The sequence below is a fragment of the Paenibacillus sp. XY044 genome (assembly GCF_002257645.1).
Lineage (GTDB): Bacteria > Bacillota > Bacilli > Paenibacillales > Paenibacillaceae > Paenibacillus_AQ.
In genome coordinates, this window is sequence record NZ_NQMO01000002.1 from 876,029 (window position 1) to 900,154 (window position 24,126).

At 56.2% G+C, this 24,126-nt stretch carries 25 protein-coding genes and 2 riboswitches; of the genes, 16 read left to right on the forward strand and 9 right to left on the reverse strand.

Features of this window, described 5'->3' with window-relative positions:
- Positions 1-7: 7 nt before the first annotated feature.
- The 5 genes from CJP46_RS12430 to CJP46_RS12450 form a co-directional block, all read right to left on the reverse strand.
- Positions 8-997 carry a helix-turn-helix transcriptional regulator gene (locus CJP46_RS12430; protein WP_094595892.1) on the reverse strand — a complete coding sequence of 330 codons (990 nt, stop codon included), beginning with the start codon at positions 995-997 and terminating at the stop codon, positions 8-10.
- Between the two features lie 70 nt (positions 998-1,067).
- A complete protein-coding gene (locus CJP46_RS12435; protein ID WP_094595893.1) occupies positions 1,068-1,565 on the reverse strand; it encodes a DinB family protein in 498 nt (165 codons plus the stop codon).
- Positions 1,566-1,715: 150 nt separating this feature from the next.
- Positions 1,716-2,834 carry a winged helix-turn-helix domain-containing protein gene (locus CJP46_RS12440; RefSeq protein WP_094595894.1) on the reverse strand — a complete coding sequence of 373 codons (1,119 nt, stop codon included), beginning with the start codon at positions 2,832-2,834 and terminating at the stop codon, positions 1,716-1,718.
- 309 nt (positions 2,835-3,143) lie between these two features.
- On the reverse strand, positions 3,144-4,505 hold the full coding sequence (locus CJP46_RS12445) for a sensor histidine kinase (RefSeq protein WP_094596159.1): 1,362 nt from the start codon (positions 4,503-4,505) through the stop codon (positions 3,144-3,146).
- Entirely contained in the window at positions 4,495-5,184 is a 690-nt protein-coding gene (locus tag CJP46_RS12450; RefSeq protein WP_094596158.1) for a response regulator, read from the reverse strand. Before CJP46_RS12450 ends, CJP46_RS12445 begins: the two co-directional genes overlap by 11 nt.
- 326 nt (positions 5,185-5,510) lie before the next feature.
- On the opposite strand from CJP46_RS12450, the gene CJP46_RS12455 reads away from it, so the two are divergent.
- The 10 genes from CJP46_RS12455 (at position 5,511) to CJP46_RS12500 (ending at position 14,590) form a co-directional block, all read left to right on the forward strand.
- Positions 5,511-5,729: a DUF5957 family protein gene (locus CJP46_RS12455; protein ID WP_094595895.1), complete on the forward strand. Its 219-nt coding sequence runs from the start codon at positions 5,511-5,513 to the stop codon at positions 5,727-5,729.
- Entirely contained in the window at positions 5,716-6,114 is a 399-nt protein-coding gene (locus CJP46_RS12460; RefSeq protein WP_094595896.1) for a DUF6220 domain-containing protein, read from the forward strand. Before CJP46_RS12455 ends, CJP46_RS12460 begins: the two co-directional genes overlap by 14 nt.
- Positions 6,115-6,215: 101 nt before the next feature.
- Complete coding sequence (locus CJP46_RS12465) at positions 6,216-7,118, forward strand: LysR family transcriptional regulator (protein ID WP_094595897.1); 903 nt, start codon at positions 6,216-6,218, stop codon at positions 7,116-7,118.
- A 178-nt stretch (positions 7,119-7,296) separates the two neighbouring features.
- A complete protein-coding gene (locus tag CJP46_RS12470) occupies positions 7,297-8,091 on the forward strand; it encodes a DUF2935 domain-containing protein (RefSeq protein WP_094595898.1) in 795 nt (264 codons plus the stop codon).
- Positions 8,092-8,323: 232 nt separating this feature from the next.
- The gene (locus CJP46_RS12475) at positions 8,324-9,436 is read left to right on the forward strand and encodes a Gfo/Idh/MocA family protein (RefSeq protein WP_094595899.1); all 1,113 of its coding nucleotides are present in this window, start codon (positions 8,324-8,326) and stop codon (positions 9,434-9,436) included.
- 52 nt (positions 9,437-9,488) lie between these two features.
- Positions 9,489-10,241 (forward strand): sugar phosphate isomerase/epimerase family protein, encoded by a 753-nt coding sequence (locus tag CJP46_RS12480; RefSeq protein ID WP_094595900.1) that lies wholly within the window; start codon positions 9,489-9,491, stop codon positions 10,239-10,241.
- Between the two features lie 93 nt (positions 10,242-10,334).
- Positions 10,335-11,270: an AraC family transcriptional regulator gene (locus tag CJP46_RS12485; RefSeq protein WP_094595901.1), complete on the forward strand. Its 936-nt coding sequence runs from the start codon at positions 10,335-10,337 to the stop codon at positions 11,268-11,270.
- Positions 11,271-11,303: 33 nt separating this feature from the next.
- Positions 11,304-12,359, forward strand: a complete 1,056-nt coding sequence (locus CJP46_RS12490) for an oxidoreductase (protein ID WP_094595902.1) — start codon at positions 11,304-11,306, stop codon at positions 12,357-12,359.
- A gap of 27 nt (positions 12,360-12,386) precedes the next feature.
- The gene (locus CJP46_RS12495; RefSeq protein ID WP_179281139.1) at positions 12,387-13,211 is read left to right on the forward strand and encodes a sugar phosphate isomerase/epimerase family protein; all 825 of its coding nucleotides are present in this window, start codon (positions 12,387-12,389) and stop codon (positions 13,209-13,211) included.
- Positions 13,211-14,590, forward strand: coding sequence for an MATE family efflux transporter (locus tag CJP46_RS12500; protein WP_094595904.1), 1,380 nt, complete (start codon positions 13,211-13,213; stop codon positions 14,588-14,590). The genes CJP46_RS12495 and CJP46_RS12500 overlap by 1 nt, the downstream gene beginning before the upstream one ends.
- Before the next feature lie 48 nt (positions 14,591-14,638).
- Here CJP46_RS12500 and CJP46_RS12505 read toward each other — a convergent pair whose 3' ends face one another.
- On the reverse strand, positions 14,639-15,295 hold the full coding sequence (locus CJP46_RS12505; protein WP_143812968.1) for a hypothetical protein: 657 nt from the start codon (positions 15,293-15,295) through the stop codon (positions 14,639-14,641).
- A 466-nt stretch (positions 15,296-15,761) separates the two neighbouring features.
- Positions 15,762-15,948: riboswitch (cyclic di-AMP (ydaO/yuaA leader) on the forward strand.
- A gap of 87 nt (positions 15,949-16,035) precedes the next feature.
- Positions 16,036-16,199: riboswitch (cyclic di-AMP (ydaO/yuaA leader) on the forward strand.
- 187 nt (positions 16,200-16,386) lie between these two features.
- Between CJP46_RS12505 and CJP46_RS12510 the strand changes: the two genes are divergently transcribed.
- The 3 genes from CJP46_RS12510 to CJP46_RS12520 all read left to right on the forward strand — a co-directional run bounded on the left by CJP46_RS12510 (position 16,387) and on the right by CJP46_RS12520 (position 18,253).
- A complete protein-coding gene (locus CJP46_RS12510) occupies positions 16,387-17,202 on the forward strand; it encodes an alpha/beta fold hydrolase (RefSeq protein WP_094595906.1) in 816 nt (271 codons plus the stop codon).
- Between the two features lie 178 nt (positions 17,203-17,380).
- Positions 17,381-17,710, forward strand: coding sequence for a chaperone CsaA (gene csaA / locus CJP46_RS12515; protein WP_094595907.1), 330 nt, complete (start codon positions 17,381-17,383; stop codon positions 17,708-17,710).
- A gap of 30 nt (positions 17,711-17,740) precedes the next feature.
- On the forward strand, positions 17,741-18,253 hold the full coding sequence (locus CJP46_RS12520) for a DinB family protein (RefSeq protein WP_094595908.1): 513 nt from the start codon (positions 17,741-17,743) through the stop codon (positions 18,251-18,253).
- A gap of 64 nt (positions 18,254-18,317) precedes the next feature.
- Here CJP46_RS12520 and CJP46_RS12525 read toward each other — a convergent pair whose 3' ends face one another.
- The gene (locus CJP46_RS12525; RefSeq protein WP_094595909.1) at positions 18,318-19,196 is read right to left on the reverse strand and encodes a LysR family transcriptional regulator; all 879 of its coding nucleotides are present in this window, start codon (positions 19,194-19,196) and stop codon (positions 18,318-18,320) included.
- Positions 19,197-19,346: 150 nt separating this feature from the next.
- On the opposite strand from CJP46_RS12525, the gene CJP46_RS12530 reads away from it, so the two are divergent.
- Positions 19,347-20,588, forward strand: a complete 1,242-nt coding sequence (locus CJP46_RS12530) for an MFS transporter (protein ID WP_179281140.1) — start codon at positions 19,347-19,349, stop codon at positions 20,586-20,588.
- 73 nt (positions 20,589-20,661) lie between these two features.
- Here CJP46_RS12530 and CJP46_RS12535 read toward each other — a convergent pair whose 3' ends face one another.
- Positions 20,662-21,000, reverse strand: coding sequence for a VOC family protein (locus CJP46_RS12535; RefSeq protein ID WP_094596160.1), 339 nt, complete (start codon positions 20,998-21,000; stop codon positions 20,662-20,664).
- 149 nt (positions 21,001-21,149) lie between these two features.
- Here CJP46_RS12535 and CJP46_RS12540 point away from each other — a divergent pair, with 149 nt between their 5' ends.
- Complete coding sequence (locus CJP46_RS12540; RefSeq protein ID WP_094595911.1) at positions 21,150-21,611, forward strand: GNAT family N-acetyltransferase; 462 nt, start codon at positions 21,150-21,152, stop codon at positions 21,609-21,611.
- Positions 21,612-22,090: 479 nt separating this feature from the next.
- Complete coding sequence (locus CJP46_RS12545) at positions 22,091-23,113, forward strand: methyltransferase domain-containing protein (RefSeq protein ID WP_094595912.1); 1,023 nt, start codon at positions 22,091-22,093, stop codon at positions 23,111-23,113.
- A gap of 75 nt (positions 23,114-23,188) precedes the next feature.
- Here CJP46_RS12545 and CJP46_RS12550 read toward each other — a convergent pair whose 3' ends face one another.
- Positions 23,189-24,079 carry a LysR family transcriptional regulator gene (locus CJP46_RS12550; RefSeq protein WP_094595913.1) on the reverse strand — a complete coding sequence of 297 codons (891 nt, stop codon included), beginning with the start codon at positions 24,077-24,079 and terminating at the stop codon, positions 23,189-23,191.
- Positions 24,080-24,126 lie beyond the last annotated feature (47 nt).

Genomic DNA, 24,126 nt, shown 5'->3' on the forward strand with positions numbered 1-24,126 from the left:
AAGCAGCTTATTCCGAAGGCAGTCCCGACAGCATGGACCCGTAGTGCTCCGCGATTCCCCGGCTGATTTCTGCCATGCGCACCACCAGGGATTCCGGCTCGGCGATGGTCAGCGCTTTTCCGTAGGGAAGAAGAAAGTAGGGGACGTATGAATGCAGGGAGGAGGGATCAAGCCGGTATACCGCCTCCCCTGGGCTTCGCTCAATCAGTGCATGACCGAGCAGCCAGTGCTGCTTCAGCTCGTTCAGGACATGATCGTGAGCCTGGATCCGAACCGTGACCAAGGAAGGATCGCCAGCCGGGTCAGGCAGCAGCTGTTCCAGCAGAACGTCCTTGGCCGAAAAGTTCTCGGGGCGCTCAAAACGCTGATCCGTCACGTCCAGGCTCACAATCCGGTCGACCCGGAAGTTTCGCAATTCCTTGCGGAGATGGCAGTATCCGGTGGTGTACCATTGTCCCTTCCAGTGGATGATGCTGTAAGGATCGAACTCCCGTACCGACCCGGTTTCGAGATCTCCATTGGAGCCGTACACCATCCGGAGGGTCTGCCTTTGTCCGGCGGCTTCCTCGAGGCATTGCAGCCGTCCTTTTTGTTCGGCGTCGATAGGCGGCTGAAGGACGGACAGCCCGCTGCTGTGGCGCTCAATCTGCGTGAGCTGCTTCTCGTTCGTATACCGTTTCAGCTTGTCCACGGCTCTGCCCAGCGCATCGGTATGAGGATACCCCGCTTCTTGGGCAAACACCGACGCATGGACGAGGGCCTTCTGTTCCTCCGCATCGAACACAAGCGGCGAGTCGGCAAAGGTTCCAAGGATCTGGAACCCGCCGTTCGGGCCGGAGTCGGCAATGATCGGGACACCGCTTGCGCAGAGCGAATCAATACACCGGTACACCGTGCGGACATGGATCTCCAACTCATCGGCGAGCTGCTGTGCCGTCATTCTCTTGCCGGACCGGAGCATCCAGAGGATCGAAAGCATGTTATCGGCTTTGGACATTGGAGCAATCCTTTCTGAAAGAAAGTTTCCCGGGAAAACGATCCAGGGTATCAGCTCCATTGTATCGCGTCTAGGCGAGCGGTTCCATTCCTTGTTCCACCCATGAATCGTAAGTCGGACCATACAAATCCGGCAGCCTCAATCCCGCCTGCCGCATCAGGACGGTCATCTGTCCGCGGTGGTGGGCTTGATGCATCATGGTAAAGCGCAAAGAACCTCCGTTGCTCCACTCCTGGCCGGCGATAGTTTGCGTTTCCAGAAGCTTGGCGTCCGTCCATTGCGTCTCAACCGCTTCGAGAATGGCCCGGCTGATCCGCTCATACTGACCGGCAAGCGCGGCGGCCGATTGTTTCACTTCGTCACTGTTTTCGGGTCCGTCAAACGCCAGCCCGAGCGATGTCATATAATGAACGGATTCCACGAGATGCCATGCCAGCCCGCCCAGGGTCCGGTGCTTGTCCGTTATTGCCTGCCCGAGTGATTCATCGGTCAGTGCGTTCATGATCTTTTGGGTCATTTCCGCTTCGGTTGTCCATTCCGCAGCAAAATCTTTAATGTTTGTAAACATAATGCATACCTCCATTTTTTTTGGTCTTGTTCGGTCTAATGGCAGTATACATAAAAATCACTGACAGATTCGGTCAGTGATTTTTGATTAACCAAAAAACAAGGAGATCGCCATGGTCCATGACCTCAATAAGAGGAGGGATGGCAACACTCATCCAGCGTAAACGGCAATGTTTAACGAGGGAAATGACTGCTTCAGGACGTTAACTTGCTGCTCGATCTGCTCCCGTTGAAAAGTGGTTCTAAACAAGTCGGGCTCTGGGGTGAAGGTGATGCTGGTTCCCGTTTCGCTGGTCCTTCCGATCATAAGCGGCTCGCTTCTTGGAATGCCGTGCCGGTATTCCTGCCGGTGGATGCTCCCATCCCGGCGGATTTCCACCTGAAGCGAATCCGATAGCGCATTCACCACCGCCACCGTGATTCCTTTTTTGGCTCCGGGGGCCATGAAGGACAGCTCTGGGCTCTTAAAAAGATCCAGCTTGGTCATGACGGACTGCACGGCCGGCTGTCCAGTTTTGGTAAGCAATCCGACAGGAATGCCTCTGCCGTTATCGGCAACGGTAACGCTGTGGTCGCCATGAAGAAATATGCTGAGTTCCGTGCAGTAGCCGGCTTCATGCTCCAGGATGGAGTTGCGCACCACTTCCCAGAGGAGCAGATGAGGGTCGTATCCATTATCGCCCACCGCCCCCAAGTATAAGTGCGCTTCGTCCCGGGCTTCAGTCAAGTCGATATAATCGCTGGTATCGATTAATCCGGACATGGCGGCGAGCAGAAGCAGTACCGGCAGACGGCGGTGGGAGGGGATGGAATAGCGCCCGCCGCGCTCTTCCTGGACAAGCAGGTCCGCGCCGGTCAATGCTTTCAGATGGTGGTACAGCTGTCCGGTTGTTCCCATACCCAGCCTTTCTACCAGTTCCGTGCCGGACAGCGGTTCATTCCAAACTTCGAGCAGGATGTCAAGCCGCTGCTTGTGCCCGAGCGCCGAAAGAACCTTGGCGGTTAGGGACTCGGACAGTCCGAACAAATCGGATGATTGTTTCTCTTGCGGTTCCCACCGGATAAGTTGACCACCATTTCGGAAATAACCAGCATAATACACGGCGCAGTCAGCACTTTCCGGTGAAGGGGCGTCTATCACTGCAGCGAGGTTATTTCTTTCCTCTTTTGGCCTTATTCCGCTGACCCCCTCGCTGCTCCGAATCAACTCTTCAAGCGCTGCCAACCTGGCGGAAACGGAGTCCAATTCTGCTCCAAAGTCCCTACTCACAATAACTTCACTCTCCTTGGTTCTATAAAGTGATACGTAAAGATAAAACGCACAATAGGAAGTTTGTGATTATGAATTTACGTAATTACGTGTTTACATATATTATATCATAAGCCTTTTGGATGTATATGGGAAATCATAAAAAAACGCCTCCGCGAAAAGCCGATCAACTTCCCAAGAAAGTTCAAATGGCTTTTCGAGACGCGCAGTTATTCGAAAGAGAGGTGTCTTTGTCTTTTATATCCTCCCATCGAAAAGGTAACTCACCCCCAAATCACCTAACGAAAAAGGAAAGTTTCGATCGTTTAATCACAGCCGGTCTTCCCTGTCATAAGGCAGCCGGACCCTAAACGTCGTCCCCGTGCCAGGCGAGCTTTCGGCATCGATGGTGCCTTGATGGGCGGCGACGAATTCCTTGGCGATGGCGAGCCCAAGCCCCATCCCGCCGCTGTGCCGGGAGCGGGAAGCATCGGCCCGGTAGAAGCGGTCGAAGAGGTTCGGAAGATGCTTGGCATCGATGCCGGTACCGCTGTCCTTCACCGCAATCTCCAGCCATGGCCGCCCGTTTGCATCCTGTACCTCCGACAGGATTACCCGGATCGACCCGCCGTGCGGCGTATGCTGAATGGCGTTGGTCAGCAGGTTGAGAAAGACCTGGGTGATCCGGCCGGGATCGACCATGATCATCGTGGAGCCGGCTTGGCTGGTCAGCGTCATGGAAATGCCGGCATCCTGCGCGCGAGGCATGAGGCGTTCGAGCGTCTGCTCCAGCAGGGTACGAATGTCCGTCCTGCTGAACTCAAACGACAGCTTGCCCGCCTCGGCCAGCGAGAGCTGATGCAGATCGTCCACGAGCCGGGTGAGCCGGATCAATTCATCCTGCAGCGGAAGCAGGTGCTCGGGTTCAACCGCTTCGCCTTGCTGCTGCAGCATCTCCATCTTTCCCCTCATGATGGAGAGGGGAGTTCGCAGCTCATGCGCGACGTCGGCCACGAGATTGCGCCTTGCTTCCTCGGCCCGGCCCAGCTGCAGCGACATCCGGTTGAAGGCGGAAGCGACCTCGCCGTACTCATCTTTGGTCGTGACCGGGACCTGCACCCCATGCCGGCCTTCCTTAATCTGTTCGATTGCCGAAACCAGCCGACGAAGGGGGGAGGTAAGCCGGCGGGAGATCCAATATGCAGCCAGCAGGGCATCAACAATGAACACCACCGCGCTAACGATCAGCAGGAAGCCGACGCCGTGCGAAATGCCCAGCTTCACCTTGGAGATCACGCTGATCTCCGAGTCGTAGTAGCGGAAAGATCCGATGACCCGCCCGTCCGCCTCAATACGGTATTCTGCCCCGAGCCCCCTGATCAAGGGCTCGGCCGCACTGCCGTAGATGGCCAGCTTCCTGTCGTGGTCGTCGTACAGGATCAGGCTGGCGTCTTGAACCCCGTGCAGTAAGTCGCTGGGGGCGAGCTTCTCAACGCCGTTCCAGGAACCGCCGTGCTGCTCATAATAATCGGCGAGCGTGCGCGACAGGGCGCTGATGTGCTCTTGGTTGGAGGACGGCGTCAGCTCGCCCAGCAGCCCGCGCACGACGGCGCTTGTAATCAGCATAAACGTCAGGCTCATGACCACAATAAACGCGGCCATAGCCCAAAATATTTTTCGGCTAACGTTCACGGCGGTCACCGAAACGGTATCCGAATCCGTACACGGTCGTAATAAACACCGGGTCGGACGGATCGTCCTCGATCTTTTTGCGGATTCGGCTAATATGGGCGTCCGCGGTTCGCTCGTCGTTCAGCAGGTCGTCATCGACCGCAGCCAGCAGCTGCAGGCGGCTGTATACAATACCCGGCCGTGAAGCCAGGGTGGCGAGCATTTTGAACTCGGTCGGGGTCAGCTGGACCTCATCTCCGCGTTTCCACACCCGGCACTGCGCCTCGGATATCGTCAAGTCTCCCCGCACAATCCGGTCGTCCGGAGCTTCGTCTCCGTGGATTCTTCGGAGGACTGAACGAATCCGCGCGACCAGCTCACGAAGGGAAAAGGGCTTCGTCAAATAATCGTCGGCGCCGACCTCCAGCCCGATGATTTTATCTGTTTCATCCACTCTGGCGGTCAGCATGATGATTCCGAGCTTCGGCAGCTTCCGCAGCTCCCGGCACACGTCAATGCCGCTCATTCCCGGCATCATCCAGTCGAGGACGACCAGGGACGGCTTACGTTCGGCCGCGATCCGCAGCGCTTCACGCCCGGATAAGGCTGTGATCGTTTCGTATCCTTCCTGCTGGAGAAAGGGCTCCATAAAGGCCAGCACTTCCTTTTCATCATCGACAAGCAGCAGAGTATGCGTCATGTGTTCATTCTCCTTTTTCTCAAGCAGCCTCAGGCCATTCCAACCCATTCCGGCTTGTAGTCCCCCTCATTATATACCGCAACTCCCGGCTGCGGGGACAATTCACCAAAGCCGTAAAGGACCGTAACAAGTTCGCAACATTTGGCCTGGAAACCCCGGCGATCCCGTAATTAGGCTGGCAAAAGTCCGGATGTATTTTCTTCAGAGCGGCAAGAAACCTTCACAGGTTCACAACATGTCATTGCTACAATGAACTCCAGATGGCAAAACACGGGATTCACCGCAAACAAACGCAATTTGAGCGTAATCGAACGGAGGAGAGGGCGATGCTGAATCAGCACCATGTGATCAAAGTACTGCTGGCTGCGGTCGGCGGCGGTGCCTGTGGCATCTTTCTGTCAACCATTATTGCCGCTCTTGGTTATCTGATCCATGACCGGCCGGCCGGGACGCCTTATCTTCCGCTGATCTTGGCTGCGGTGTTTGCGGGGATCGCCGCGTTTACGTCCGATTATAAGGGAGGAAATCCACATGACAAGCATTGATCATAACTCATCTCAACATAAAATTTCAGGGGGCAGACGGATATCCCGAGGCATTTTTCTGGGCCTGTCCTGGATTTTGGTCGCCTGCATCACGGTTCAGGTGTACATCGCAGGATCAGCCGTGTTCCAGAATCCGGTAAACTGGCGACTCCATGAAAACTTTGTTCATTTCTTTGGTTTTGCCCCACTCCTGATGATCGTTTTCGCAATTACGGGAAAATGCTTTAAAGGCAGCGCGTGGCTCAGCTTAGCCTTGTTCGTCCTGATTGACATGCAGTACATGACGGCGCATGTGCCTGCGCTGGGCGCGATGCATCCGGTCATGGCCCTCGTGCTTATCCTGCTGTCGCTGTACACTGCGCTGCGCAGCACGCGGCGGCAATAACGAGGATTGTATGCCCCGAACAGTTGTGGAGGGGACCGGAGCCCGGGTATACTTTGAAATAAGTTCGCGATCACACGTTTTTCAAAGAGAGGGCTGTAGCATTGACCTTACAACAGTTAAAATACGTCATCGAAGTCGCCAACCGCGGGTCCATGAACGAAGCGGCCAAACGGCTGTTTATTTCGCAGCCAAGTCTGTCGAACGCGATCAAGGATCTCGAGGAAGAGCTGAACATTACGATTTTTGAACGGACGAACAAAGGGATTACCCTGTCCAAAGAAGGCGCCGAATTTCTCGGCTATGCCCGCCAGGTGACCGAGCAGGCGGAGCTGCTGGAGAGCCGATATTTGAACGCCAAGCCGTCGCCGCAGCATTTTTCCGTATCGACCCAGCACTATGCGTTTGCCGTCAATGCGTTTGTTCATTTGGTGAACGAGTACGGGCAGGATGAATATGAGCTGGCGCTGAGAGAAACGAAAACCCATGAAATCATCCAGGATGTCAAAAGCCAGCGGAGCGAAATCGGCATTCTGTATCTCAATGAATTCAACAGCAAGGTCATCAACCGGCTGCTGAAGGACGCCAATTTGAAATTTACGAGCCTGTTTACGGCCCGGCCTCATATTTTTATCAGCATCCATAACCCGCTCGCCAAGCAGTCCATCGTGACGATCGACCAGCTGAAGGACTATCCCTACCTGTCCTTTGAGCAGGGGGAGTACAACTCCTTTCACTTTTCCGAGGAAATCCTGAGTACACTGACGCATCCGAAAAGCATCGTGGTCAACGACCGTGCCACGCTGTTCAACCTGCTGATCGGACTGAACGGCTATACGATCTCAACCGGCGTTCTCAGCGCCGACCTGAACGGAAATGAGATCATCCCCGTGCCGCTCGACTGCGACGAGACGATCAATGTGGGCTGGATCTGCCATCAGAACGCGGCGTTGTCCAAGCTGGCCCTGGAGTACATTGAAGCGCTGCACCAGGCGACCTCCGATTGAACTGGATTTGGATGTAAGGACGGTGTGATGAGACGTCGTCCCAGAGATCAGTTTCATCCAGCCACCCTTGCCGCTCGATGCGGTGAGGGTGGCTTTTTTTTCTGACGCATAAGTTCGGCGCCCCACCTCATATATTGTCCAGTGACGGATGGTTACTGATGGGAGGGATCAGCCTTCGATGAACGAAGAGGCGCGCTTTGAGCACAGGTTTTGGCTGCAGGTTTTGGGGGATCATGCACGGTTTATTTACAACGGTCTGTCTTCCAAGGAGGTCAAGGACGTACAGACGGCGGCTTCGTTCGTTCAATGGTTCGACCGGCTTCTGGGGCAGGCGCGCTCGTTATCTGAGGGACAGCCGCTCACGGAGCTGAACGAGCAGGCGAACCAGGCGGTGCACGAGCTGCGGACGTTCAAGCTGGATCTTCTCGACCGGGTGCTGCAGCGCAAGGTGGTGATCGGATTATCGCCGACGTTTATCAACCATATGTTGAACGAGCTGGAGGAATATGAGCGAATTCTCGCCGAGCTGCTGAAGGGAAATCCGGTTCCCCGCTATCACCCGCTGCATCACGATCTGCTGTGGCTGCCTGATGCGGCCTTTCACTCGGCGGCGATCGCTTCGGATCTGGACGGAGTTGAGCGGAGGCTGATCCAGAGGAGCAAGGAATTCGAGCAGCATTTCAACGAATTTTATTTGAAGGCGCTTGAACTCGTAGGGTATTTGCGTACGCTGCGGACGACATATCCGGCCGTGAAAAAGTTCCACAGCGACGTGGACCTGGAAATGTCGGCGTTCATGAACTTTCTGCTGGAGGTTGAGGAGCTGGACATCAGCGCCGAGCTGTTGAGCCGGCTGAACCGGCTCGTGCCGGACCATATGTTCCGGGAAGAATGCTATTATTTGCAGAAGCTGTCCCAATTCGGCGAGGTGCCGCGGCCCGATTGCGACCCGGCAAAGCCGAGGGTGGAGTAACGCGCCCGGGATTGAAAATAAGCCTGCTTCAGTATGCCTCTTTGCCGTTCGGCTTCGTCCTGGGCGGCGGGAGGTTTTTTCCTGCTGGGAACTTACCGGCTTGATCCGGACGGCCGTGGATAATATCAAATAAATCCAGTTTATTTGCGCTGCAGTCCATTGAGTTCAACCGGGCGATGCGTGATAATGAGGGCACAAGATCACTACCAAACGAAAAGAGGTTGATGTATTCGTGCGTAAAATCAAGGTTGGCGTCATCGGAACCGGCATGATCAGTACCGTATATTTGAAAAATCTGACAGGCATGCTCGACAACATCGTCGAGGTCAAAGCCGTAGCGGATATGGTTCCGGAGCTCGCGCAGAAAAAAGCGGAAGAGTTCGGCGTTCCGAACGTGTACACGGTGGAGGAGCTGCTGGCCGATCCGGAAATTGAAATCGTTCTCAATTTGACGGCCCCCGCCGCGCATGCCCCGCTGAACCTGCGTGCCCTTCAGGCCGGGAAGCATGTGTACACGGAAAAGCCGTTTGCCCTTAACCGCGAGGATGCCGATGAGGTTCTGGCTCTGGCCGAATCGAAAAATCTGCTTGTCGGCTGCGCGCCGGACACCTTCCTCGGCGCCGGTATCCAGACTTGTATCAAGCTGATCAATGACGGATGGATCGGTACACCTTACGGTGCGAGCGCTACCATCATCATGGGGAACTCCGCGGGTGGCATGCATCCGAACTTCCGCAACTTCCTGAAGCTGGGCGGCGACCCGATCATGGATATGGGACCTTACTATCTGACGGCACTGATTGCGCTGCTCGGACCGGTGCAAAGAGTAACAGGATCCGCACGCCAGCTGCAGCAGGAGGTGGTAGTGGCCAACCCGAAATCCCCGGCATTCGGCCAGACAGTGCCCGTGGAGGCGCCGACGAACGTATCGGCGGTGCTCGACTTCCACAATGGCGCGGTGGCAACTCTGCAGGCGGCCAAGGAGGCGTTCGGCTATTCTCCGCGGCTGGAAGTGTACGGCACGGAAGGGATTCTGTACGTTCCGGATCCGAACTTCTTCGGTGGCGCCATATCCATCCAGCTCCCAAATGGGCAAACGAAGGAAATACCTCATTCCCATCCGTATGCCGAGGAAGGACGCGGCATGGGCGTGGCCGACATGGCATATGCGATCCAGTCGGGACGGCCGAACCGGGCAAGCGGCAGGCTGGCGCGCCATGTGCTGGACATCTCGCTCGGCATTTTCGAATCGTCCCAGCAGGAACGCCACATTCACCTGGAGTCCACGGTGGAACGTCCGGCTCCGCTGCCGCTCGGCTTGAAATACAACATGCTTGACCTGTAAACGCCGTACGCAGAATCTATTCCATTTCAAAACTAGAGAGGATGCATAGATCATGTCCAAATTTCCTGTCGCCGTACAACCTTATACGGTTCGTGAACAATTAAGCAAGGATTACATAGGCACGCTGGAGAAAATCGCCGCTATCGGCTATCAGGGCATTGAGCTCGGACGCCCGCCGGAAGGCATCACCGTGGCGGAACAGAAGGCGCTGCTCGATCGAATCGGACTCAAGGTCATCGGTACCCATGCCGGATTCGATACGTTTGACTTCAACCCGGACGACATCGCGGATTATCTTGAGGAAGTAGAAGGCGGTAAATTCGTGGCGCTGTCCCTGCGTTTTGCGTCCCGGGACGAGGTGCTGGCCAAGGCTGCCAAGCTGAACGAAGCGGGCGAGAAATTCCGCCGGCGCGGGGTTCAGCTGCTGTACCATAACCACGACTGGGAGTTCGCCAAATTCGACGGCGAATACGCGCTGGACATTTTGCTCCGCGAAACCGATCCTTCCTTGGTCCAGATGGAGCTGGATACGTATTGGGTTAAGCGGGGCGGCGAAGATCCGGTGTCGTACCTCGGCAAGCTTCAGAACCGGTGCCCGCTGCTCCATATCAAAGATGTGGAAGCCGGTGAGGAGCAGTTTTTCGCCGAAATCGGGGAAGGCATTCTCGATTTTAAAGCTATCGCCCAAACGGCACGGGAGGTAGGAACCGGTTGGCTCGTCGTCGAACAAGATCAGAGCCGGCGTGATCCGCTGGAGAGCCTGGCGATCAGCTACCGCAACCTGCAGGGGCTCGGACTAATCTAATATCGATTGTCATGTTAGTATTGACATCCAAAGGACCTGAAAAGGAACCGAAGCAAAGACTCCACTTCGTGGGGGATGAGGAAGGGAACTGCCATGAATACAACGGAAAGCCAATCCAGCCGGGCGGCCTCGCATCTTGTGAACCTCCCGAGGATCCATATCGTCGGGGACATCGTCAAGAAGCCCGGCACCTCCCTTGGTCCGCGGCGGATTCACGATTACGAACTGCTGTATTTTCCGGACGGGACGCGCAGCGTCTACAGGGTGGAAGGGCAGGCGTTCGTCTTGCAGGAACCAAGCTTTATCGTGACCAGGCCGGGTGAATACCACGCCTATGAATACGACCCGCAGCAGCCGGCGCGCCATCTGTTTATTCATTTCGGGTTTTCGGAAGATGCCGGGACGGAGGCTGCGCTTCCGCTTCTTTCGCCAGGCGGCCCGAGCTGTATTCCGCTGGACGAAGAACTTCCGGTCGGCATGATGAAGCAAATCATGCATATTGCCCATGCCCACACGGACCGGATGCAGAGCCGCGGGAGCTCGCTCCTGTGGTCGCTGCTGACGGAAATCAGCGGTCACCTGTACGATGAGCCGCTGACGACGCCGGCAAACCGGATTCCTCCACAAATCGTCAAGGCGCTCGACTATATCGACAAGCATTTGGGGGAGACCATTTCGGTGGAAATGCTGGCGAGGCGGATCGGCTGGTCGCATGAGCATTTCTCCAGGTCTTTTGTGCAGTATATGGGCCGCACGCCGCGCGATGCGATTATCCAAAGGCGGATCGAGCGCGCCTGCCAGCTTCTGTTGTACGAGGAACACAGCATCAAGGAGATCGCCTTTGCAGTCGGGTTTTCGGATGAAAATTATTTCAGCAGGGTGTTCAAGGCCGTGAAGGGTCTGACCGCCAGTCAGTACCGCAAAAAATATTACAATCCGATGTACCGGGATTTGGTTCCGGTCAAGGAGTCGGAATCGCTGTATCCGGTCAACCGGATTCTGTATAACATCGGGGCCGGCGAAGGCTAGACATTTGCCAGGCCCAAAAGGAGAATGATGCGAATGAAGGAGAAGGTGAGGACAGCGGTGATCGGATACGGGTTCGCCGCAAGGACGTTTCACTGCCCGGTCATCACGGCCGTAACGGAGCTGGAGCTGGCGATGATCGTCCAGCGAAGCGGCGATTCGTGCCTACAGGCTTACCCGTCCGTCCGAGCGGTACAGGACGTCCGGGAAGCCTATCAAGATCCGGACATCGACTTGATCGTCATTACGACGCCGAGCACGGCGCATTATTCGTTTGTCAAGGACGCCCTGTTGGCCGGCAAGCATGTCGTCGTGGAGAAGCCGTTTACGGCGACGACGGAGGAAGCGGACGAACTGATCGCGCTGGCCCAGGATAAGGGGCTCGTGCTCAGCGTGTTCCATAACCGCCGGTGGGACGGCGATTTTCTGACGCTGCAGGAGGTTGTCCGCCGCGGCCTGGTCGGCCGGATCACCGAAGCGGAGCTCCGCTGGGACCGCTTCAGCCCGAATGCCGATCCCAGCCGCTGGCGTGATGCAGGAGCCGAAGGGTCGGGGACGTTCTACGACCTGGGCGTTCACCTGATCGACCAGGCGCTGACGCTGTTCGGGCTTCCGGACAGCGTGCAGGCGGAGGTGCGGACGCAGCGGGAGAGAACGCTGGCCCCGGATTATTTTGACGTATCGATGGGGTATCCGGAAGGGCTGAAGGTGTCGATTAAATCGACCCTGCTGGCCCGAGATCCGGCTCCAAGATACCGGCTGTACGGGACGGCTGGCTCCTTCGTAAAATACGGGGAAGATCCCCAGGAGAACCTGCTCAGGGCCGGCAGGCTGCCCGGGTCGCCTGGATGGGGCGAAGAACCACCGGAGATGTGGGGAAGCCTCGTGGCCAGCCAAGACGGGCTGCAATTTACAGGGCAGCTGAAGACGATTCCCGGATGTTACGATGCCTATTACCGCAACGTCGCGGAAGCCATCAACGGTGTTTCGGAGCTTGGGGTGAAGCCGGAGCAGGCCCGGATGGCGATCCGTGTCATCGAGCTGGGCATGCAGAGCCATGCCGAGCAGAGAAGGGTACCTTTTACCCCTTAACTACTTATGGAAAGAAGGAGATCAAGCTTGTTTCCTTTCAAATTGTCATTGAATACATCAACACTTTTGCCTTACGGACTCGACGTCAAAGAGCAGGTCAGCGTAGCGGCGGAAGCAGGTTATGAGGGTATCGAGCTGTGGGTGCGGGATATTGAAGCTTACCTTGCGAAGGGCGGCAATCTGCAGGAGCTCAGACGGTATATCGAAGATCATGGGCTGAAAGTGGCGAATGCCATCGCTTTCTGGGCTTGGGCCGACCGTGACCCTGAAGCAAGAAAGCGCGGCTTCGATCAAGCGGAGAAGGAAATGGAAATGCTGGCGGAGCTGGGCTGTCTCGCGGCGGCGGCACCGCCCTTCGGACAGGTTGCGGACGTAACGCTGGACGATTTTGCCGCCTCCTTTGCCAAGCTGGCTGAATTGGCACGTAGAATCGGCATTGAGCCCTATCTTGAATTTTGGGGAAAAGCGGCCCGACTGAACGGTCTGAAGGATGCGATATACGTAGCTCAAGCCAGCGGGGTGGCGGAGGCCAAAATTTTGATCGACCCGTTCCACATGTACACCGGCGGCAGCGAGCTTCAGGACCTTGATGGCTTGTCCGGGAGCCGGATCGGCATCGTTCATGTGAACGATTATCCGGCGGCTCCGGCCCGCTCCGAGATCCAGGACGCCCAACGGGTATTCCCGGGAGACGGCATCGCCCCGTCCGGAGCGCTCGCCAGAACGCTGGCGGATGCGGGGTACGAGGGCTACCTGTCGCTGGAACTGTTTATGGACAGCTACGGCGGGGCGACCGCCCTGGAGACCGCGAAGCTTGGCATCGCGAAGATCCGGGAGGCTTACGGGCTGTAATGTCTAGATCCATCGCGGGAGACAACCCCGTAAGCAAGCTGTCGCTGCTTGCGATCACCTGGCCGATTTTTGTGGAATCGGCCCTTCAAATGTTTCTCAGGACATCGGACACGTTCATGCTGAGCAAGGTGTCCGACGGCGCGGTTGCGGCGGTCGGCGTCGCGAACCAGATCATCATGTTCGCGGTGCTGATGTTCAATTTCGTAGCGCTCGGCTCTGCGGTGGTCATCTCGCAGTATTTGGGTGCCCGCAGGCAGCATGAGATCGGCCGGCTGGCCGGGTCCTCGCTGGCGCTGAACTTCCTGTTCGGCCTGCTCGTGAGCATCATCGTTATGATGCTCAGCGGGCCGCTGCTGCGGATATTCGACCTTGACCCTTCCCTGTTCGGGCAGGCGAAGAAGTATTTGCTTATCGCCGGGGGCGCCCTGGTCATTCAGGCGCTGCTGACCGCCGTCACGGCCATGATCCAGTCTCATGGATTAACCCGGCAGACGATGGTCGTCACGATCGGCATGAACGTGCTGAACATATTCGGCAACTACCTGTTTATTTACGGTCCCGGGGGCTTTCCGAAGCTGGGCGTCGTCGGGGTGGCGATCTCGACCGCCTTTGCCCAGTGTGTCGGGCTGGCCGTCAACCTGGTGCTGCTCCGTAAGGCGGCGGGGGTCTACATCCGCTGGAACGACCTGTTCGTATGGAGCCGTGAGCATATCGAAAAGGTGCTCCGCGTCGGCGTGCCATCCTCGGCCGTTTCCTTGTCCTACTCCGCCAACCAGTTTGTGACCACAGCCTTTATTTCATCGCTTGGGGCGAGCGTGCTGGCAACGAAAATTTACACGCAGAACATCATGTTCTTCGTCATGATCCTGGCCGTCTCACTGGGCCGGGGCGGGCAGATTATCGTCGGGCAGCTGGTCGGCGCGGGCCAGAGGGAAGAGGCCTACAAGCAAGTGATCCGGAATCTGATCCGGAGCGAGCTGATCACCCTGGCGGCCGTCGCCGTGCTGACGCTGTTCCGGCAGCCGCTGATGAAGCTGTTCACGACCGACCCGGACATTATCGCGATGGGAGCGGCTTTGCTGCTGCTAAGCTTCCTGCTGGAGCCGGGACGCAATTTCAACGTCATCCTGGAACGGTCGCTGCAGGCCGCCGGGGATGCCCGGTCCGCGATGATCGTATCCATCACGGTGACCTGGCTCTTCAGCGTGCCGCTGACCTATCTGCTCGGCATCCATTGGGGATACGGACTGTACGGCATCTGGGCGGCCTTTATCGCCGACGAATGGCTGCGGGGCATCCTGCTCTGGGTTCGCTGGCGGAGCAAGGCCTGGCAGCGAAAGGCTCTGGTGCAGCTTCGCAGCGAAGAGCAAGCGCTGTAGCACTTCTAACCGGCTGCACAGGCAGCACAAAGAACCGCCACTCGGGTATTAACCGGGGTGGCGGTTCTTTGTGCTGACGCCGAACAGGGATAAATATGCCGAGGAGCGGCGGATCAAGGCGTGGGTATCCGTGGGGAAGTTCGGGCCGAGCAGCGGGAGACGGTTAACGGGTGCTTTCGCCCGGACTTCCGTTTCGGCGGCAGCCGTCTGGTTGAAAATCGCAAGCGACGTTCCTCCCCCGACGCGCAGCGATGCTGCGGCTCCTTCGGCAAAAGCCGTACGGTTCAGTTCAAGAAGGCCGGCATCAATAGCCTTTCCTTTGTCATCGGAGGTTGTGCGCGCGGAATGCTGCTCCAGGCGCGACCTGACATCCAGCAGTGCCATCAGCGCCAGTGAGTATTGGCTGTGGTCCGGCTGCTTCAGAATGTTCATGGTCGTCGCGGTGATGGCCTCTTCCAGCGTTAGGCCGCAAATATAGCGCAGGCAGCAGCCCCACCGTACCAGGTCGAAGGTTTGCTTTCCTATGCACATCAGGCCCTCGGCAAGCCCTTCCTCTCCCAGGTAAGACAGCTTCAAAATGCCGATACGGCAGTTTTCCAGCCAGCCCAGGCTGTCGTGCCGGTACCTTGGAAGATCGATTTCAAACAATTCGATGGTGGAAATCAAAGCCCGGTTCATCGTGACATCCTCCTTGACTGTGTTCATGGATGCTCCCTGCCGCTTTTTCTCGGATGGTTACGGCAAAATGGGGTTCCATACGTGTGTCCGATTGATAAACTATCCGCATCATACGTCCAAGGGATATCTCTTGGCAAGGAGACGCGGCGTTTTTTTTGGATTAAAACCAGCATCTTTCCAGCGCTATGTCCAAAACCCCGGCAAAAAGCTGCTTTTTTTCAGAATAGCGGCTTCGGCCATATTCAGGCATTATTTTCCTTTCCAAACGGGCGGGCCCAGGCATTTTGATGGTTTCCACCTCCAGTTAGCCAGCAAAGCTAAGGAAAGCTAAGGAAAGCGGTAGGAGAGGCCGTAAAACAATGATACTTATGGTTTAGGACCCGTTTTCCCATGAGTTCCACAGATAAAGCTGGGAATCGTATCGTTTCCCTGCTTTACAGTTCGCCGTCCCAGGCGTATATTCATTTCATCATCCAAACCAATCAGATTAGCGACTTGATAAACGCTGAATTTTCTGATGAAAAGCGGGGGAACCAATCGCAGTCCTCGTCCCAAGGATCTTTTCGCTGGGGCTTGCGGCTTGCAGGGGTGAATCGGAGGCAGGCAACGCCTGATTCCGTAGGGCTACTCTCACGGCCCGAATCCGTCAGCTAACCTCGTAAGCGTAGTTGAGAGCGGAGGAAACTGTGATTTGACGCAAAAACACAGGGTATCTGCTCTGTGTTTTTCTGTGCGCTCATTTTGAAGGATGAAGAATGTACATTGAATATGTCTATTCGCTGAATTTCCGCCGAAAGGGCGGAAAGCGGGGGAACCGGTCGTGACTGCAGCATCCGCTGCGGCCATATGGGGTGAATCTCAAATGTTTGAGTAGGGCTACTCTTGGGCCCGAATCCGTCAGCTAACCACGCAAGCGTTTAAGAGAGGCAGCTGTTATTCATGCAGATGGCAAGGCTTATTCGGCCTTGGATTTGGAAGCATGGAAGAGTGTCCTCTTTCCGGTGCTTCTTTTTTTTGTTGTTTAACAAGGAGAAGCATCCATTCCCTGGCGGGCGGCGCCCCGCCATTTTGCACAAATAGAGAAAACAGGTTATTTGGGAGAGAGGAGAACGGATGAAGTGCCCCAGATACAAGTAAACGGAACCACACTATATTATGAAATCCACGGCAGCGGTACGCCCATCGTGTTTATTCACGGGCATTTGTCGTCCCATCATATGTTTGAGCCTCAGGTCGAATATTTCAGCAAGCGGGCGAAAGTGATCGTGCTCGATCTCCGGGGATACGGCAATTCGGGGAAGCTTGACGTGGAGGTCGGGCACATTATGGAAACCCAATGCAGCGATTTGTGCGAGCTGCTGGATAAGCTGCATATTTCGCAGGCGACGCTTGTCGGCTGTTCCAGCGGAAGCGTGCTTGCCCAGACGTTTGCCGCCCTTCACCCTGAACGGGTCAGCGCGTTGGTGCTCGTAGACAGCTATTTTGCCGGGTGCTTCGGGAAAAAGAACCATTTGCTGAATATTTGCGAGGCGTGCAGTTGGCTGTCTTATTATTTGCCTGCGGAGTTTTTCCTCCGGTCGCTGCGGGTGACGTATAACCGGTGGAGACCGGTCTACAGCATCCTGCGCAAGGAGCTGTACCACAAGCGGCCGACAGAATCGATCAAGCAGCGCATGGAGCTGCTGCGCATGGAGATGCCGACTAATATGGCGCGGCTGCCGATGCCTGTGCTGTGCGTCGCGGGCAGCCAGAGCGAGTGGTTCGTCAAGCAAATGCAGCGGGCGGCCACCCTGTTCCGGCATGTGCAGCTGGCAACGATCGAGGATGCGATGTATCCGACCCATTTATGCCAGCCCCATGCATTCAACCGGATGCTGCTGGACTTTTTGATGGACCAGCATATATACCGGACCCGGGAAGCCTATGGAGGATAGGATCCCGTGCCCATGGGATTTTGACCCCCTAGAAAATACGTTATGGGAATCTGGGCTGCGGTGTGCAGCCTTTTTTTAGATGCTTGTGTCATTGACAGGCGGGATATAATGGAAAGATACATCAGATTCATGACATACTGCTTCGCACAAAACGATGGCAGGAGAAGGAGGAAACGTGGTGGCAACCATCGAAGATTTGATGAAGCTGGACATCCGCATCGGAACGGTGGTCAAGGCGGAGCCTTTTCCGGAGGCCCGCAAGCCGGCGATCAAGCTGAGCATTGACTTCGGAGAGCTTGGGGTAAAGCGTTCCTCGGCCCAGATTACGAGAAGGTATACCCCGGAGCAGCTGGTCGGCCGCCAGGTGGCCGCCGTCGTTAATTTCCCCGTGCGGCGGATTGCCGGATTTGAATCCGAGGTGCTGGTTCTCGGCGGAGTTCCGGAAGAGGGCGACGTGGTGCTGCTGGCGCCCGATGTGCCTGTCGGCAACGGCACGCCCATAGCGTGATCATTTTACAATACGAAAGGATGGTTACCGATGCTTTTGCGCCCAACGAAGGAAGACTACAACGAAGGTTTCGAGAAGTATGTCCGTCTGGTACCTGAGGGGAAACTCGAGGAGATTCTAAATGGTTCTTTGAACCGTACGACTGCGTTTTATGCCGCACTGACGGAAGAAAAGGGGAATTACCGCTATGCGCCGGGCAAATGGAGCCTGAAAGAGGTGCTCGGCCATATTACGGATAATGAGCGCATCATGAGTTACAGGCTGCTCCGCATCGCCAGGGGGGATACCACGCCTTTAAGCGGCTATGACGAGGAATTACTTATGGAAGGCGCCGCCTTCGACCGTTTCTCCATCACCGAGCTTCTCGGGGATTTCGCGACCGTTCGCCGCTCCACGCTGACGCTGCTGCGGAGCATTCCGGACGAGGCATGGACCCGCAGAGGTATCGTGAACGGTTATGAATCCACCGCCGCCGCTTGGGCATATATCCTGACCGGGCATGAAATCCACCATTATAACGTGATCCAGGAAAGATACATTTAACGAACTTCCCAGCACTCTTCGAAACTTTACCAATTGCAGCCATGCTGCGCGCCTCCTGCCCGCGCTATGATTTGAGGCTTTCCTCGGCTAGATGAATAAAAGCTTGCGCGGCATGGCCCAAATATTTATCCGCCCGGTAAATGATGCTCATTTCCCTGTAAGGCGGATCATCATGGATGGGCAGGAACCGCAGCTTCGGATCGCCGATGGCTTGGGTGAGCGTAGGCGTCTGAACGGTGACCCCCATGTTTTCCCTGACAAACCGGAAGAGCGAAGGGTTGGACGTCGTTTCCACGACGATATCCAGGTTGAAACCGTGCTTCCGGCAGTATTGCTCGACAAGCTCTCTTCCCCAGAACCCCTTCGGATACATGATGACAGGCAGGCCATTCAATTCGGTCAGGGATACCGAATCCCGGCCGGCCAGCTCGTGATCAGCAGATACCACCACGCCGTACTCCTCCCGGGGAAGGCTTCGGACTACCAGCCGGTTATCGTAAAGCGGCTTGAGCGAGATGCCGATATCGATCTCCGTACTGAGCACCAGCTGTGCTACATCGACGGCCGAGACGATCTTGAGCCGGATATTCGGATAGCGGTTGCGGAAATCGATGAACATCGGTGTCAGGCGGAAATCAAGCTCGGAAGGCAGCGTCCCGACGCCGAGCGTTCCGCCTTGATGGTGGCGAAGCTCGCCGATCTCCAGCATGGCGTTCTGCAAATTCTGAAATATTCCCCGTGCCTGCTTGAGCAGGACCGAGCCCGCGTCGGTCACCGCGATCCGTTTGCCGATCCGGTCAAACAGGGGCATGCCGACCTCTTCCTCCAGCGCCTTAATCTGCAGGCTTAAATTCGGCTGGGAGATGCCGAGCTTATCTGCGGCCTTCGTAAAATGCAGCTCCTCGCAAACGGCCACAAAATACTCCAGTTGTCTCAGTTCCACCTGATTTCCTCCATTTCATGAACGATATATCGAATGCCGTGTGACATGGGTTTATCATTTGTATAACAAATCATTATCATAATTTCAATATAATTGATAAATAATCCCTCTCCAATTAAGATGTGTTCAAATCGATCTGAGGGAGAGAGAATGATGAGAAAACCTTCCATGTTCATGATGGCTGTCGCCTTCATTTTGGCTTCTTTAAATTTGCGCCCCGCGCTGAATTCCATTTCGCCAATGCTGCAAGCCATCCAGCGGGATTTGGGCATGAGCGCATTGACGGCAAGCCTGCTTACATCCATTCCGGTGCTGTGCATGGGGATTTTTCCGGCCTTTGCGGTCAAGCTGGGCCAACGCGCCGGGCTGGAGCGCGTGATCGGCTGGTCGATTGCAGTCATCGGCATCGGTACGGTGCTGAGATGGTTTACCGGGTCGTCAGCGTATCTGCTTCTGACCGCCGTCTTGGCCGGACTCGGAATTGCTGCGGCAGGACCGCTGCTGTCCGGTTTCATTAAGCAGCACTTTCCCACAAAGGTGCCTGTAATGATTTCGCTCTATACGGTGTCTATGGCGGTCGGAGCTTCGCTTGCATCGGGATTATCCCTACCGCTGTCGGTCCGGACCCGCTCGTGGCACGAATCGCTGGCGGTATGGGCCGTCCTGGCAGCCGTTGCCCTGCCGGTATGGTGGTGGTCGGTACTCCGTCATACCCGGCGGCCCGTCGGAGAAGCGCGGTCGCAACGGACGATCGGGCTTCCCTGGAGCAGCAAGAAAGCTTGGGTTCTCACGCTGTCCTTCGGCCTGCTGGCCGTTCTGTTCTTCTCGGTCACGGCATGGCTGCCGCCGGTCGTGGAGCATATGGGATACGGCAAAGCTTATGCCGCGAACATGCTCGTCCTGTTTTCCCTGACGCAGATCCCCGTCGGCCTCCTGTTTCCGCATCTGCTCCGGCGTTTGCCTTCCCGCCGTTTCTGGCTGGCGCTGGGATCGCTATCGCTGGCTGCCGGTTTCCTGATGCTCTGGATGTCTGTGACGCCATGGCTTGCGGCGATTCTGATCGGCATCGGCCCCGGCGTGCTGTTCCCGGTCAATCTGATGATGCCGATCGAAGCGGTAAGCGATGCGCAGCAGGCAACAGCCTGGTCCGCCATGACCCAATCGGTCGGGTACGTGATCGGCGCGCTGGGGCCGATGCTTCTGGGCGTAATCCACGATGCTGCTGGCAGCTATACGCTGCTCATCCCGGTGCTGCTCGCCGTCACGCTGGTCATGGCGGGGGTTCAGCAGCTGGCTGCGAAGCCCAAAACGGCGGAGGCACTAAACAAGCCGCTGGGAAAGGAAAAGGAAAAGGAAAAGGAAAAGGAAACGGCCCTTCCCTTAGCAGAGTAAGAAAAGGGCCGCCTTAGGACGCCAGCAGCTGCATCAGCCTGCCGGCTGGCCGTTTAGATCCGGCCGGAGATGCTCAGCAGAGGACTTCGACCGTAAACCCGCCCGGCGCCTCGACGTAGAACGTATACCCGTGTGCATGCTGCGGAGGTTTGACGTCGTAGCCGTCATCCAGGAGTCTTTGGTTGATGCGGTCGACCTGCTCCTCGGTTTGCTGGGGGAAGCCGACGTGGAACGTTTTAGGGTACTGCACCTCGCGGCCCTTCATCAGCGTCAGGACAAACCCGTCATCGTCAAAGAGCACCGCGAAGTTGTCGCCGCGGGTCGCCCGGCATTCCAAACCGAAATACGTTTCCAGAAAGGCCTGTGATGCCGCCACATCGGTCACCGTTAAATTTAAATGATTGATTTTCATCATTGCCGCCGTCCTTTCAAAATGGGATGACTTCTCGGCTTACCCCTTTATTATATGACCTTTATGCAAGTGATAAGGTTTCGGTATAATGGGGGGTAAATAGGGTGACGTTTACGATAAAACCCCGTCACCTGGCAGGAGGCATCGCTATGGAAATTCAGCTTGAAAAGGTGACAAGGGAAAATTGGGAGGAGGCCATTTCCTTGCGGGTTGCAGAAGAACAGGCCGGCTTCACCCCGCCGGTCGCCGTGTCCCTGGCAAAAATATACGTAAAACCCGATGGGGACAACGTCGACTATATCCCCTTCGCTATATATGACGGGCCGCGAATGGTTGGATTTATGATGCACGCATGTGAAGAAAACACGGTGGATAGTTACTGGATCAACGGTTTTTTGATTGATGAACGCTACCAGGGCCGAGGATTCGGCCGGGCCGCCTTGATGGAGATGATCCGCTGGATCGTAAACCGGCGGGATCGCTGCCGGGAAATCCGCTTGACCGTCCATGGGGACAACAGTGTCGCCAAGCGTCTGTATGAGTCGGCAGGTTTTAAGCCAACCGGTACGGTATACGGGGAAGAGGAGGTATGGAGGCTGCCTGTTCGGTAATGGTTGGTGCTCCTGCCCGAGAAGTTAAACAGCTGCACAGGGATTGCGGAACCTGTTTTCGCCAGTTCTCTTGCGGCAGACGGCGGTCTGTAATATAATGGGGAAAATTTCGTACTTGATGGAGGTTTGAACGATGATGATGATGACCGTTTTCTTGACCATTCATTCAGTGAACTAAACTGAATAGCATGCCGGAAGCATGAGGTATCTACGCCAGAAAAGGGCTAGGTATATTTGACATGCAGCTTCCAGGGATGCAGTGAATGGCCATGAAACGGAATTCCTAAATCACGTTCTTATGCAGGCAGCCTTAGGGCAGTCTGTACCTTTGCATAGAAGACGCGAATGGACTTTGGTTCATTCGCGTCTTTTTTTGTTTCCGGGGCTCATGTGCACAGCACCTGAACCGACGCCGGAGCAAAAGCCGCGCTTTGCGGGCTTCATTCTATGCTTACCATCAATGACGAGGTGATCGATATATGCCACGCTACTTTTTTACCGTACTGCCCGGATTGGAAGAGATTCTCGCCGATGAGATGCAGGCTAAAATTTCCGGTGTACGCATTCGGAACAAGGTCAGGGGAAAGGTTTATTTTGACTCGGACTTGCCTGAGGAGCACTTCCAGGTGCTGCGGACCGCCGACAATCTGTATCGTTTCATCCACCGGTTCCCGGTGGGTCCCCATAAATTGCATCTGCACGATATCGAAAACGAAATCTCCCGTTTGGATTTATCCATGATTCTCTCAGCCTCCTCGGGAACGATCAGCTTCAAGGTCAATGCCAGCCGGACGGGAAACCATACCTACAGCAGGTTCGATGCGGCAGAGGCCGCGGAATTGGGAATCGTCCGGCGCAATCGTCTATACAGACAAGATCATAGCGGCGGGCATCAGCTCGAGTTTCGGTTAGATCTGGTACAGGAAGAGGCTGTCTTTGCCGTCAGGTTGACGGATTCCGCGTTCAGGTACCGGGGGAAGACGCGGGAATTTACCCCGGCCGCCCTGCGGCCGACCGTGGCGCATGCGCTCGTGTGGGCATCCCGTCCAGAGACGGACGACATCTTCGTTGATCCGTGCTGCGGATCAGGGACCGTGCTGTCCGAGCGCTGTGCGTATTCTCACGCCCGCATTCACGGCGGAGACCTCTCCGAGGAAGCCGTCAAAGCTGCCCGGGCGAACGTAGGCCACCCTTCCTGCGTGCATATTAAGCCATGGGATGCGCAGCGTCTGCCGCTGGATTCGGGATACGCTGGGAAAATAGTGACCAATCTTCCTTTTGGTAGGCAGATTTCGTCCATAGCATGTATTCCCGGATTGTATGAGGGAGTACTCAGAGAAATGAAGCGGGTGCTGAAACCGGGAGGGCTGGTGGTATGCTTAACCGATGCCGGGGCTCCTCTCCAAGCGGCTGCCGAGAAGGCCCAGCTCCGTTTGACCACTCTAGCCGCGCTCCGGTTGAAGGGGCTGCACCCGTCGATCTTTTTGCTGGAAAAAGATTAGTCCGTCCCTGGCGTGCAGTCGAAACGGGCTTGTGGCGAAGCCTGCTGGAATGCAGCAGTCCAAGAAAATGCCGCATTAAACCGGGCTGCTGCGGATCAGCTCGACTAGGTTCGCGGCAGCCGGAGACAGGGGTTCATCTTTGCGAGTGCAGATGGCGATGACGTTCGTCAAACTGACGTCATCCACATAGACCCGGCACAGTTCACCCCGAGCCACATATTCGCGTACGACCAATGAGGAGACAAAGTTGGCGCCATATCCGGCAATGACGGCGGTGATGGCCTCATGCAGGCCGTTAAACTGCAGCGCTACCTTGGGGGCGGGGGTGTTGTAAGTACGGCATAGTGCGAACAGCCGCTCTCGCGTGGAACTGCCTTCCTCGCGCATGACAAACGGCTCGCTCATCATCTCGGCGAGCGACAGGTGCCGGTTCGCAAATTTGTGATTCGGGGCGACGACGAACCAAAGTTCATCCTGGAACAGCTCCTCGGTCTGAATCGTGTCCGGATATTCTTCCGGCAGCCCGCCGTAGATCGCCAGATCGGCTTCGACGCTCAGAAGCTGCCGGAGCGCCCCGCTGGAGTTAGTGGTGGTAATGCTCATCTCGACCTGCTCGTACTGCTGTTTGAACCTTGCCAACCAGGTCGGGAGGAGAAAGTGCGCAGGCAGGTAGGTCGCCGCCAGACGGATATGTCCGGCCGTTCCCTGCCCGTAATCGCGGGCCAACTGCTCGATCTGCTGCTCGACGGCGAACAGCCTCTTGGCGAGCGCCGCGATTTTTTCCCCCGTATCGGTCAGCCGAATGCCCCTTCCATGCGGCGCAAGCAGCGTCAGGGACAGCTCTTTCTCGAATTTTTTGATCTGGGCGGTAATTGCGGGCTGGCTGATATTCAGCAGCTCGGAAGCCCGGGTCACGCTCCCGGTGGAAGCAATCACATGGAATAAGCGCAGGGCGTGCAGGTTCAAGGTCATCAGCTCCTAGTCAATTCATATCTTAAATGTATGAAAACCGG